This window comes from uncultured Clostridium sp. (assembly GCF_900547735.1).
In the GTDB taxonomy this organism is placed as follows: Bacteria; Bacillota; Clostridia; order Lachnospirales; family Lachnospiraceae; genus Otoolea.
This window is the reverse complement of the sequence record NZ_URHZ01000059.1, coordinates 1-13,060: the sequence shown is the minus strand read 5'-3', so window position 1 is coordinate 13,060 and position 13,060 is coordinate 1. Positions and strand designations below refer to the sequence as shown.

The window sequence follows — 13,060 nt, the reverse complement described above, 5'->3', positions numbered from 1 at the left end:
AGGAAACGGGTATGAAAATTGGCTTTATCGGAACCAGCATCAGAATGGATATTGTAAGAAAAATACTGGCCGAATATTTTCCCGAGGTGGAGGCGGAGATTTATGTGGATGAGGGATATATTTTCTCCTCTAAGACGGCGGATTATCTGGTCAGGATGCGCGAGAATATAGACGGAATGGTGTTTGGCGGTGAACTTCAGTATGAAATCTATCAGGACATTTTTTCGGGGCGCGTTCCATGCACCCATATCAGGAAAGATTCTTCTTCTCTGATCAATGCGCTGCTGTCACTGGCGCAGAAGAAGGTGGACATCACGAAGATCAGCGTGGATAATTTTTCTTATGCCACGATCAGGCAGATAATGGAGGATGCCGGAGTGGAGAAGAACGATATTATCATTCTGCGCCGCCGGGCATTCCGCAGCAATGAAGAAAAGTACTATGAGGATTTGTTCAGGCAGCATATGGAGCTTTACCGGGCGGGAAAGACGACCGGCTGTGCGACTACGCTTAGTTTTGTCTATGACAGGCTCTGTGCGGAGGGGATTCCGGCCACCTATCTGCGGCCCACGACGGACAATATTGTCAAAACCATCAACCGGATCCATGAGCTTTACCGGGAAAAGCTGCAGAAAAAAGACGGGAGGCTGGCCGTTCTGCTGCTCAGGCTGACGCCCAGGGATGAGGTGGCCTACCAGTTTCAGAGCGAATATATCGAGAGCCATGAAAAGCTGAAGGCGGCGGAGGAGATCCATTATTTTGCCAAGAGCGCAGGCGCAACGGTCATCACGCAGTCGGACGATCAGTTCACAATCATCATGAACCGCAGCGCCCTGATGGAGTATACCAACGAATTGCAGGCATTTCCCCTGCTCCACTTTATCAGGGATAACAGCGAGTGCGATTTCAGCCTGGGAATCGGTTTCGGCGACACGCCGGGAGATGCCAGAATGAACGCGGTGATGGCCCTCAAAAAGGCATGCCAGGTCCCGAAGAGCGGAACCTACATTGTCTATAACAATAAATCGGTCACCGGCCCCGTAGAGTTTGTGAGCCAGTCCGGCGGCAGCTCCGTCTGGGAGCGGGAACTCTTTTCCAGCCTGTCAAAGTCCACCGGAATTTCCGAGGATAAGATAAGCCGCCTCTATATGATGCTGGAACGCAAGAAAAAGCCGTTCTTTACGGTAAACGAGCTGTCCGCCTACCTGAATATCTCGGTGCGTGCCGCCAACCGCATTGCAAATGCACTGGAAGAGAATGGGTTGGTGAAGGTGGTCGGGCAGACGAATAAGGGGAAAGTGGGACGGCCGGGGAATTTGTATGAGTTTCTGTTTGCGGAGAAAGAGTGAGAAGAGATTTAGTTACTGTTCACAGGCAGGAGCAGAGGGGCGGAAGTCATGATTCGTCCCTCTGCTCCTGCCATGATGACAGAAGATATTACATAACGTGCTGTCTGCTGCGCCGCAGGGGATTCTATCTCCTGGAGAACAGCCGGATTTTCTCACGGACCAGCTCTTTGACGCAGCATTTTCCGCTGTTTGTCATGGTATAGTAATCTTCGCTGCGGGACTCTGCGTTCAGACCTTTCACATAGGACAGCCGGACTTCGGTTGCCACATTAATTTTGCGGATGCCTATCTCAATGGCGGTCTTAATCATATCTGCCGGTATACCGGAACCTCCGTGAAGCACGAGGGGGGCGGGGCAGATTTCCGCCACTTCCCGGAGTCTGTCGAAATCGAGGTTTGGCCGTCCTTTATAAAGACCATGGGCATTCCCGATACCGACCGCGAGAGCGTCTACGTCCACCGCGGAGGTAAAATCAACGACATCCTGCACTTTAACCAGAAACGGTTTTGAATCGTCGTGGGAGATATTATCCTCAGAGCCAAGTATGGCTCCCAGCTCGGCCTCCACCGATGCGCCTACGGCATGGGCGGCCTGTATCGTCTGTTTCGTCACGGCGATATTATCCGCCAGCGACAGCGTTGAACCGTCGATCATGACGGAGGAATAACCGGCCCGCAGCGCCTTTATGACCTGTTCAAAATTCTGGCCGTGATCCAGATGAAGGACAACGGGTGTTTTCATCTTTCCGGCCAAAAGCGTGACAATAGAAGCCAGCGCTTCCAGCTTGCCGTCCTTAATGGCGGCCTGCCCGACGGCAATGATGGAAGGAGCATTTTCCTCCTCGATTGTTTCCAATACAGCCTGGGCGATTTCAAGAGTATCTACATTAAAAGCCGGTATGGCAATCTTTTTTTCTTCCGCAATCGGAAAAACTTCATTCATTGTAACGAGAGACATATGTACTTCCTTTCTATATTTCCTGCAAAGAGTGGGGCGGCGTTACGGCCGCTTTATTTTTCATAAACCCCATGACTTTTTCCATCGGAGGGATCGCCGCGCGTCCACCCAGACCTTCGCAGGACAGGCTTGCAAAAATATTGGAAAATCTCATACTGCGTCCGTAGTCCCATCCCTGGTTGATGCAGTAGAGGAAGGCTCCGTGGAAATTATCACCGGCGCCGGTTGTGTCCATAACCCGGACGGGGATTGTTTCTTCCTGATAGAAGTTTTTCCCGTCGCAGGCGCAGGAACCGGATTCGGCCGAAGTTACGCAGGCGAACCCGGCGCCCTTTTCCACATAGAAATAACAGGCCTCTTTCGGCAGCAGTCCGAGAGTGGACATCGCCGTTTTGTTGTCCGGAATATAAAAATCCGCATAGGGGAGCAGTTCCAGGGCGAGATCCTTTGGAATATTTCCCCCGTCGATGGAGATCAGGGCCTCCGTATGTTTTTTGCAATATGCGCACAGTTCCAGCATGGTTTCCGGATTCATAACTCCGAGATGGATGATCCTGCTGGATTTTAAAATGTTTTTGTCAATCATGGGGAAAGTCAGCTTTTCAATACAGCCGCCGAAGCAAGTAAGACAGCGTCTGCCATCCTGTTCTACCTGAATCATGCTGGTAGATGAGTAATGATCTTTTATGGCAAACAGCTTTAAATACTGAAAATTCTGTCTTTGTAAATCATTCCTGATGAAATTGCTGGTGTCGTCATCGCCGACGGCGGTGATAATTCCGGTAATTCCTCCAAGACTCTGGTGTGCTGCCGCCGCGGTGCTGGATACACCGCCGCACGCGGTGGTGAAATAGCTGGCGGCAATACGCTGGTCACTTGCCGGAGGCGCATTGACAAGCATTAGGATGTCCTTGGTACTTGAACCAATGAACAGACTGTCAAGCGAATGCATAAATCCTCCTAAATATAAAGTTGATTTACAAATGAAAACGAATATCGTAATAGGATGTGATAAGGTATTGATTAACTTGATTGTAAAACCGGGAATGGAAAATGTCAAACACTTTTTGCAACAATTTTAAAATAAAATGTAAACGTATCACTATGCAATGTAAAAACATATCAAAAAAATGAAACATGTTGCATCTCGCCATTGACTTTTTGTCCGGCTGTGCCTAAAATAGTAAATAAGTAAACGACACAGATTAAAAAGTAAACAGGAAACGAAAAACCGATGCGCAAACCGTGGTCTGCGGGCCGGGGCATTGCTCTGCGCGCATTAAAGGACAGTATGAGGAGGAATCCCATGGTAACAATGAAAGATGTTGCAAAAGCTGCAGGCGTCAGCGTTGCAACTGTTTCCAGAGTGATAGCCGGCGCGTCTTCCGTATCTCCGGCTACTCAGAAGAAAGTAATGGACACAATAGAGGAGCTTCAGTATTGCTCGAACAGTCTTGCAAGGGGACTCAGGCAGCAGCAGACGAATCTGGTGGCGGTCCTGCTACGGGATATTTCCCACCCCCTCTACGGGGATATGCTGCGGGGGATTGAGGATGTCCTGAACACGAACGGATATATCCCGCTGTTTTTCAACTCGGACAACGACAGCTCATGCCAGGACGAGGCGTTCCAGTCGGTGCTGTCCATGGGCGTGGCAGGAGCATTGGTAGCTCCCTGCAGCGATTATGAGGCGATTTACCAGAGGAGTTCGGCCCAGGATTTTCCCACCGTTTTCATATCGGAGGGAAGGAATAAGGGGAAAAAGGAAAGCGCCTCCGGCAAGGTGTACTGCGATACGTATAAGGCAGGCGGGATTGCGGCCGAGGCCTTTGCTGTGTCGGGCGTCAAGCGCTGTATTTACATAAGCGGAAAGAATGCGCCTGCGCTTAAGAAGGATTACCTGTACTCCGGCTTTTCCGAAAAATGCCGTGAAACCGGGATTATTTACAGCGCTACGGACGGATTTCACAGGGAGGAAGCGGCGGAGCTTACCAGGCAGAACGGCAATTCCCTTGGGATACTGGCACGCAGTAACTTCCAGGCTGTCGAGATTATTAATGCCATGAGGGAGGAAGGATTTGGGATACCGGATGAGATCAGGGTCATAAGCTTTGAGAATACGATTCTGGCAAAAATGACTTCGCCTGCCGTTTCCGTTCTCGGCGCGACGGGATACCAGATTGGAATGTCGTCCGCCCAGCATTTAATTGGAATTATTCAGGGAAACAACAGGAAAGAACCGGTGGTGCTGGAACCGAAATTAATACGGAGGGGGTCGTTGTAGAATGGCGTTAAAAGACAGGACAGATATCCTGGTAATCGGAAACCTGAACATGGATTTGATTTTTGAACAGCAGAACATACACCAGGATGCCAGAAAGAAAATCGGCGAATCCTTTTGTCTGGCTCCGGGAGGCAATGCCAACAACCAGACGGTGGCCGCGTCCAGGTGCGGAGTGCCCGCACGGCTGGCCGGGATGACGGGTGACGACTCGTTCGGACAGCAGCTTCGGGAGTCCCTTGAAAAGGAGGGGATTTCCACGGAGCTTTTAAGAACAGTGGAAGGCGTAAGCACCGGCGTTTCTCTGATCATCACCTCCAGCAACCGGGAAAACCAGTACTGGGACGTGTTGGGAGCCAATGCGCAGATGGACACGGAATGTATCGAGCAGTTAAGGCCGTATATCAGTGAGGCGGGAATTCTGCTGATAGGCCTGGGAATTCCCGAAAAATCCATGATCCGCGCGATCGAGATAGCGAATGAAGCGGAAACAACGGTAATGTTTGTAGCTTACCAGTCCAAAACCTTTTCTTCTGATATTCTTGGAAGGATTGATGTGATGTTTTTAGACAGCTCAGAAGCCGGGAAACTGTCCGGCTGTGAGGTGACGAACTTAAAGAGCGCCCGGGTCGCGGCCAGTATGCTGCTGAAAGGCGGAGTGAAGCAGGCCGTGCTGATCCATATGAAATCAAAATTTCTGCTTCTTGCGGGCAATGACGGCTTCAGCCTTTTTGATGCTCCGAAGGAACCTATGGTGGATGCGTCCACGATGGACGATACCTTCTCCGGAGTGTTTGCCGCCTGCATTGTGAGGGGGATGGAGCTGGAAAAAGCGGCGGAAATTTCTTATGCGGCGGCAAATCTGTGCGGCAGCCGTTTTGGGGCGCAGACATCAATTCCGACAAAAGAGGAGATGCAAAAGATATTCGGCAGATAAAAGAGGGAGTAAAATGAATGATTTTATCTGTAAAATTGTGGTTCTGGATGATGATCCGACGGGAATCCAGACGGTTAACGGGGTCTCTGTATACACAGACTGGTCGGAAAAAAGCATTCGGGAAGGATTTAGAGAAAAGAATAATCTCTTCTTTCTGCTGACCAATTCAAGGGCAATGACGGAAGAAGAGACAATCGCCACGCACCGCCTGATAGGGGAGCGTGTTGTTAAGGCATCGAGGGAATCCGGTGTTCCGTTTCTCATTATCAGCAGGGGGGATTCAACCCTGAGAGGGCACTATCCTGCCGAGACGGAGACACTGCGCCGTACCATAGAACGGGTTTCGGATATCCGCTATGACGGAGAGGTGATCTGTCCGTTTTTCCCGCAGGGAGGAAGGTATACGTCCGGCAATATCCACTATGTTTCGGACGGCGGAAGGCTCATTCCGGCCGGTGAAACGGAATTTGCCCGTGATAAGACGTTCGGGTATAAAAATTCCCATCTGGGAAAATGGGTGGAGGAGAAGACCGGGGGAACGTATGCCTGGGAACAGCAATGCTACATTGAGCTTGAAACACTTCGAAACAGAGATTATGAGCGGATAGAGGAGCAGCTTTTGCAGGTGGTGGATTTTACCAAGGTAATTGTTAACGCGATGAGCTATGACGATCTTTATGTATTTAAGACTTCGCTGCTCCGCGCTATGCGGTCCGGGAAACATTTTCTGTTCAGGACCGCCGCCGCCTTTGTGCAGGTGATGGGAGGAATTGAAGACCGCAGCCTCCTGACCGCGGAAGAACTGGTGGAAGAGGACGACTGCCGCGGGGGACTGATTGTAATCGGTTCCCATGTAAACAAGACCACGGAACAGCTTAACGAACTGATGACCCTGGAAGGGGTAATCCCCGTGCCGTTTTATTCCGGGCTTGTCGGCCGGGCGGGTGAATTTGAGGTGGAGCAGGCCCGCGTGCAGGAGCGCATAGAGGAAGAACTGGAGGCCGGACATACGGTTGCCGTATATACGGAGCGCCGCCTGCTGGTTCCGGATTCCGATGATCCGGAAGATGCCCTGAGACTGTCCCTTCTGATATCGGATGCAGTGACGGGATTTGTAAAAAAACTGAAGGTGAGACCGCGCTTTATCATAGCAAAAGGGGGAATCACCTCCAGCGAAGTGGGCGTAAAAGGTCTTGGCGTGCAAAAGGCGTATGTGGCGGGGCAGATTCTGCCGGGAATCCCCGTGTGGAAAACCGGGGCGGAGAGTAAATTCCCTGGCCTGCCCTATGTAATATTCCCAGGAAATGTGGGCGAAAAAGATTCATTGAAGAGGATCGTGTCGAACCTGATGAAGTGAGACGGCCGAACGGAAAGTGAGGATATAAGATGGAGATTATAGAGAGAAATAATATGCCTGTAGACGAATTACCGGGCCGCGATATCCAGCGCGCGGTGGGGAAAAACAGCGCTTTTGAAAGCGGCGCCATGACGGTCGGATATGCCTCTTACAGCGCGAAGTGCGGCGTTATGGAGCCTCACTGCCACGCAGAGGAGACGGTGGTGATTTTTGACGCTGAAAAAGGCCGCGTATGCTGGGGAGATACGAAGGATAATCTGCCCCATAGCCGGGAACTGGAGCGCGGAATGATCCTCCATATTCCGGAAAATGAATGGCATGCCTTTTATTATGATGAGGGTGGATTTGTAGATATTGTGTTTATTTACGGGACCTCCGATAATGTCAGGCCGGAAGATAATAAATAGGGTGATAGATTTGGGGAATAGATAGAAAGATAAATACAAAATAGAAAGATAAATAGAAAGATAAATACAAAGATAAATACAAAGATAAGTAAAAAAATGCCTTGATTTTAAAAGGTAAAAAGTGCGGAAATTACACCGGTGGGGGTGGTTTCCGCACTTTTTTGCGCGAATCCGGTTTGGTTTGGCAGTTCAGTCTGGTTTGGCAGTTCAGTCTGGTTTGGCAGCCCGGTCTGGCTTGGGAATCCAGTCAGTTTTTGCAGTCCGGTCTGGTTTGGGAATTCAGTCTGGTTTGGTAGTTCAGTCTGGTGTTGCAGTCCGGTCTGACTTGGGAATCCGGTTTGGTTTTGCAGCCCGCGCTGGCTTGTAAATCCGGGCCGGATTGCGAATCCGTGATAGTTCACGAATAAAGGCAGGTGGAAACCAGTTTTGAAATGTAACGGATGCAACAAATGTAATGAAAATATTATCATGAAAAAACAACAAAATGTGTAAGATAGACAAAAAACTATGTAATATCGAAGGATTAGTTCCATATTTTGGATAATATAACCTACTTTTTTTACAAAAATACATCTGTAAAAAGGTTTCATAGGTTTCAATATTGACTTTAAAAAGTGCGGGATATAATATAGAACTATAAATGATAAACGTTTACATTGCTCGTGATAAGGTATTGTAAATGTTGCAACAAAGGCAGACAAACAGGTAGCGCTGCCGTTCTGGCTGTCCTATGTAACAAATGAGAAAAAGTGATTGTGTAACCATAATAAACAGATTGTTAGTTCAGGAGGAAACCTATGAAAAAATTAATGTCGTTAGCATTGGCAATGGCTCTGACCGGAATGACACTGGCGGGCTGTGGCAGCAAAACAACCGAACCGGCTGTGACGGGCGGTGAAGTGGAAACGGAGGCTCCGAAAGCACAGACAGAGGAGGCAAAGGAAGAAAAAGCCGCCCTGGATTATCCAAAGAACAATGTAAACGTGGTAGTGCAGTATTCGGCCGGGGGCCCTACGGATTTATCGGTGAGGAGCCTGCTGGATACCGGAGCTGAACAGCTTCCGTCGGGAGTTACCTTTGCAGTATCCAATGTGACGGGCGGATCCGGTCTGATTGGCGTAAACCAGTTTGCTAATTCGAAAAACGACGGCTACACCCTGGGTGTTATCAATATTGACCTGGCTATTAATTATGCGCTGGGAAGAACTGAATTAAATCCGGCAGACTTTGAACCACTTTCAATGGCCCTGGCCGATCCTTATGCCCTGCTGGTCGGCGCCGATGTCCCATACGATGATATCAAAGGATTTGTGGAATATGCGAAGGCGAATCCGGGAAAGGTGGTTGTGGGTGACAGTGGACTTGGTTCCGCTCCGTATCTTGCGGCAGTTGCAATCGAGAAAAAGTTCGGTCTGGATGTAAAACACGTATCTTTTGACGGTACTGCCGATATCATTACGGCAGTGGCCAACAAGACGGTGGATGTAATGTTCATCCAACCAGGTTCTGCGCTCAGCCAGATACAGGCGGGTAACATAAAAATGCTTGCTGTACTGTCCGATGACAGAATGACAACCTACCCAGATGTACCAACGGCAAAGGAAGCTTATCCGGATCTGGATTTCCAGATTATCGGCTGGGTATGCCTTGCGGCACCGAAGGGAACACCGGCGGAAATTGTTGATTATTTAAAGGAAGTTTTAGGCGGGGCATCGGTTTCCGAACAGTATGCTGAGACACTGAACGGATTAAATATGCAGGCCATTTCCACAAAACCGGAAGAGCTTCCGGAATTCATCAAAGCCCAGGTTGCGTTTTACCAGGAGATGTGCAAGGACATAGAGGTTGAATAATGATGTAAGAGAACTGCTTCGGCAGTATGGTTAAAAGATTCTTTTTCGTATTGTTTACGTTTACTTGATTTACATATCTGTTATTAATCTGTGATTTGTTTACTTGTTACTGTTCACAGCCCTGCAAAAATCGCAGTTCTGTGAACAGCAATGTTTACTTACAATCAGTTACTGCAGTTCATAGCTGGAACTTGCTGCCGCCGGGATGAAACGCCGGGCGGCAGCATGAATATGCCGATTGTTTTTAAGGAGGTATTTCGTGAAGAAATTCAATCTTGGTACAGCGCTGGTTATGATATTACTTTCAGTCGGCATTTTTTACCAGACGAAGGATATGCCGAAGACGTTTAACCAGGCTCCGGGGCCGGGATTCTGGCCCAGGCTGCTGGCTATCGCGATTTTTATTCTTTCGGCCGCCCTCGTTGTGCAGACCTATGCAGAAAAAATGGACTGGAAAGAGGTGCTTGTCGATGTAAAAACGCCGGGGGTACAGAGAGTATTTATGCTGTTCGCCACATTTGCCGTTTTTGCTGTTTCACTTAATTATCTTGGATTTATTATTACTTCTCTGATTTTTGTACCTGCAGTCATGCGGATACTGGGAGAAACACGGGTTAAATGGCTGTTTTTAACCAGTGTGGGGACGACGGCGTTTGTTTATGTGATTTTCGTAAAATGCCTTCGTCTTGTCCTTCCGGCTCCGTTTTTTATGTAAAGGAGGGAAAAGGTATGGAAGCGTTAATTGGGGCGTTATCGGTCGCCTGCCAGCCTATGTATCTTCTTTATATCGCCGCGGGCACGCTGTTTGGGATTTTTGTCGGCGTCATGCCGGGGCTGTCTTCTGTTATGGGGCTGTCGATTATGCTGCCGTTTACGCTGACCTTAAAGGGAAGCGGCGGGATCCTGATGATGCTGGGGCTGTTCTGCGGAGCCATCTATGGCGGCTCCATAACGGCGATTCTGATTAATACGCCGGGCACTGCAAATTCAGCGGCGACATGCCTGGACGGCAATCCGATGGCGATAAAAAAGGGGCAGCCGGGGAGGGCGCTGGGCCTGTCCACTATGGCCTCCACCTTTGGCGGCCTGTTCAGCGCCGTGATGCTTTTATGGACAGCGCCGCTGCTGTCAAAATTTGCCATGAAGTTTACGCCTCCGGAGTATTTTGCAATGGCGGTATTTGGACTGAGTATTGTTACCAGTGTTTCAAACAAAAACCTGTTAAAAGGGCTTTTGTCCGCGGTAATTGGACTGCTGCTTGCAACGATTGGCATTGATTCCATTGCCGGAACAACAAGGTTTACGTTCGGGACTATTTATCTGACAGGGGGAATTTCTTTTATTCCGGTGTTAATCGGGCTCTTTGCTTTTTCTCAGGGACTGATAACGACGGAAGAGAATTTTGGAAAGATGATGAAAAAGGTAACGCCTAAAATCAAAAGGACGATACCAACCATGGAAGATGTAAAAAGAGTATTTCCCACCATGCTCCGCTCCTCCGTCATCGGAACGGTAATCGGTGCAATACCGGGAACGGGCGGCGATATAGCAAGCTGGGTTTCTTATAATGAGGCGAAGCGCTGGTCGAAACATCCGGAAGAATTCGGCAACGGCGCGCCGGAGGGAATTGCAGCGCCGGAAGCGGCCAATAATGCCATATCGGGGGGCGCATTGATTCCCCTGCTGACAATCGGCATTCCCGGCGATTCCGGGACGGCCGTCATGCTCGGCGCATTGATGATGCAGGGCATTATTCCCGGGCCTCTGCTGTTTACCGAACAGACCGACAAGGTGTACCTAATTATAGTAGGACTGTTTCTGGCAAACATTTTTATGGGTCTTCTTGGGTTTGCGGGAATCAGGCTGTTTTCAAAAATTGTAGCGATACCCGACGTAATTCTGACTCCTATGATTTTTATTTTCTGTTTTGTGGGCACCTTTGCGATGAACCACAATATCAGCGATATTTTTCTGATGATCATTGCGGGTATTCTCGGATACTTTATGCTGAAAATGGATTTCTGCGTTCCGCCGCTGATTCTGGGCCTGATTTTAGGCAGGACCTTAGAAAGCAACCTGAGGAGGAGCCTGGTGCTTTCGGACGGCAGTCCTATTATCTTTTTGCAGAGGCCGATTGCGTTAGTACTTTTGATAGCGGCATTTCTATCGCTTATTTATCCGCTTGTGCTCCCTTATTTACGGAAAAGGGGCGGGAAAGTGGAAAAACTGAAATAGTTTAAGCGGCAGGATAGAGCTTAGAATGAAAAGATTAATATGAGAGTTGAGGGACGGAATCAGTTTTCCGTCCCCTTTTCATATCTGCATCTGGAAGGAATGTGGTATTCCTTAATTTTATACTGAAGACTGCGGCGGGATATCCCGAGGTAGTCGGCTGCTTTTTGTCGGTAACCGGAACAGGCGGCAAGGGCCTCGAGAATCTGTTCGCGGGATGGGCCGCTCCGGCTGTACGAATAAGCAGAGGCCGGTGAGAGACCGTCATGGATTTTCTGTGCATTTAAAAGGGAGTAACCGGAACTGTCAGGAACAGGCGGCGCCTGCGGCTCCGGGGAGGCGGACAGCATGTCGGGAGGGATAAGCGTTATTTCCCTGGCCGCACGCGGCGTCATCACCACCATGCGCTCCACAAAGTTACGTATCTCCCGGACGTTGCCGGGCCAGTCATAGTTTTGCACTTCGTTCAGGACGGAGTCGGAAAAACTTTTCTGTATATTATATTTTTGGCAGAAATAATGCAGAAAATGGAGGCACAGGGGGATAATGTCCTCCCGGCGGTTCCGCATCGGCGGAATAGTGAGGGGGATAACCTGGATACGGTAATAAAGATCCTCTCGAAAGGTTCCGGCCTGCACCATCTCATTCAGATTCCGGTTTGTGGCGGCAAGCAGGCGGAAATCCACTTTTTTTACCCGGGTGGAGCCGATTCTCTGTATGCTCTTCTCCTCAAGCGTGCGGAGCAGTTTTCCCTGTACGCTGAGGGGCAGGGAATTGATTTCGTCCAGAAACAGGGTTCCTCCGTCGGCTGCCTCCACGAGGCCGGTTTTGCCCTCACGGCTGGCTCCGGTGAAGGCGCCCTTTTCATATCCGAACAACTCTGCCTCAATCAGATTTTCAGGGAAAGCGGCACAGTTTACTGTAATTAGCGGTTTATCGTTCCGGTCGCTGTTATCGTGGATATAGTGGGCGAGTATCTCCTTGCCGCTGCCGGATTCTCCGCAGAGAAGAACAGTGGAATCCAGGGAGGCCACATTGGCGGCAATGGATAGAAGCTGTAAAAAAGCCGGGCTTTTTGCGACGATGGACGGTTTCTCGGCGACCGCTGAGAAATTGCTCCCATAATTGACGATTTTATGCTCCTTCAGCAGGGCGGTATACAGCTCTTCAAAGGATTTTACATCCTGGAGCAGGGTAATGACATATTTTATATTTCCGAACTCGTCAAAAATTGGAGTGCCTGTTACAATACGCATACGCGTGCTGCCGCTGCCCTCCGGGTTATGGAGTCCCTTATAATATTGGAGGCGGCTGATGCGCTGTTTTTTCTCCATTACGAGATCAAAGACGCAGACATCTAGAACGCCCAAAAAGTCGTGCACGTTCATTTTCAAAAATTCAGAACGGGGAATATTGCGCCAATTGATCAGGTTTGTATTGACAAACAGGTAATTTCCTTCGCTGTCATACAGGGCAATGCCGACGTCAATATTGTCCAGAATTTCCGTATAGGGTAGCTGGCTGTAAAGATCCTGGGTAGCCATAAAGAGGTCTCCTTTCATCTTAATGGTGGTTATGGCCATTTTAGCATAAATGTGAAGTGGAGACAAATAGGGATTTAATTGAGGAACGAGAACGCCGCCGGGACGGTCGGGGTTCGGGATGGTGAGAGGGAGGTTGTGAGTC

11 protein-coding genes are annotated in these 13,060 nt (G+C 49.3%); 8 read left to right on the top strand and 3 right to left on the bottom strand.

All coding sequences use genetic code 11. The annotated features are described in order from the left end of the window. Positions 1-11: 11 nt before the first annotated feature. Positions 12-1,349, top strand: a complete 1,338-nt coding sequence (locus QZT18_RS16885) for an HTH domain-containing protein (protein WP_294149609.1) — start codon at positions 12-14, stop codon at positions 1,347-1,349. 124 nt (positions 1,350-1,473) lie between these two features. Here the strand turns inward: QZT18_RS16885 and QZT18_RS16880 are convergent, their stop codons facing one another. Beyond that, on the bottom strand, positions 1,474-2,307 hold the full coding sequence (locus tag QZT18_RS16880) for a class II fructose-bisphosphate aldolase (RefSeq protein ID WP_294149607.1): 834 nt from the start codon (positions 2,305-2,307) through the stop codon (positions 1,474-1,476). Positions 2,308-2,320: 13 nt separating this feature from the next. Continuing rightward, positions 2,321-3,259 (bottom strand): carbohydrate kinase family protein, encoded by a 939-nt coding sequence (locus QZT18_RS16875; protein ID WP_294149605.1) that lies wholly within the window; start codon positions 3,257-3,259, stop codon positions 2,321-2,323. A 354-nt stretch (positions 3,260-3,613) separates the two neighbouring features. On the opposite strand from QZT18_RS16875, the gene QZT18_RS16870 reads away from it, so the two are divergent. The 7 genes from QZT18_RS16870 (at position 3,614) to QZT18_RS16840 (ending at position 11,377) form a co-directional block, all read left to right on the top strand. Then, positions 3,614-4,591 (top strand): LacI family DNA-binding transcriptional regulator, encoded by a 978-nt coding sequence (locus QZT18_RS16870; RefSeq protein WP_294149603.1) that lies wholly within the window; start codon positions 3,614-3,616, stop codon positions 4,589-4,591. A gap of 1 nt (position 4,592) precedes the next feature. Then, positions 4,593-5,525, top strand: a complete 933-nt coding sequence (locus QZT18_RS16865; protein WP_294149602.1) for a PfkB family carbohydrate kinase — start codon at positions 4,593-4,595, stop codon at positions 5,523-5,525. 13 nt (positions 5,526-5,538) lie between these two features. After that, positions 5,539-6,882, top strand: a complete 1,344-nt coding sequence (locus QZT18_RS16860; protein ID WP_294149601.1) for a four-carbon acid sugar kinase family protein — start codon at positions 5,539-5,541, stop codon at positions 6,880-6,882. A gap of 29 nt (positions 6,883-6,911) precedes the next feature. Beyond that, positions 6,912-7,289 carry a hypothetical protein gene (locus QZT18_RS16855; RefSeq protein WP_294149599.1) on the top strand — a complete coding sequence of 126 codons (378 nt, stop codon included), beginning with the start codon at positions 6,912-6,914 and terminating at the stop codon, positions 7,287-7,289. Between the two features lie 797 nt (positions 7,290-8,086). After that, a complete protein-coding gene (locus tag QZT18_RS16850; protein ID WP_294149597.1) occupies positions 8,087-9,142 on the top strand; it encodes a tripartite tricarboxylate transporter substrate binding protein in 1,056 nt (351 codons plus the stop codon). A gap of 259 nt (positions 9,143-9,401) precedes the next feature. After that, the gene (locus QZT18_RS16845) at positions 9,402-9,857 is read left to right on the top strand and encodes a tripartite tricarboxylate transporter TctB family protein (protein WP_227033263.1); all 456 of its coding nucleotides are present in this window, start codon (positions 9,402-9,404) and stop codon (positions 9,855-9,857) included. A 14-nt stretch (positions 9,858-9,871) separates the two neighbouring features. Then, on the top strand, positions 9,872-11,377 hold the full coding sequence (locus QZT18_RS16840) for a tripartite tricarboxylate transporter permease (protein ID WP_294149594.1): 1,506 nt from the start codon (positions 9,872-9,874) through the stop codon (positions 11,375-11,377). Positions 11,378-11,436: 59 nt separating this feature from the next. On the opposite strand, the gene QZT18_RS16835 is transcribed toward QZT18_RS16840, so the two are convergent. Next, complete coding sequence (locus QZT18_RS16835; protein WP_294149643.1) at positions 11,437-12,918, bottom strand: sigma-54-dependent Fis family transcriptional regulator; 1,482 nt, start codon at positions 12,916-12,918, stop codon at positions 11,437-11,439. Positions 12,919-13,060: the final 142 nt, after the last annotated feature.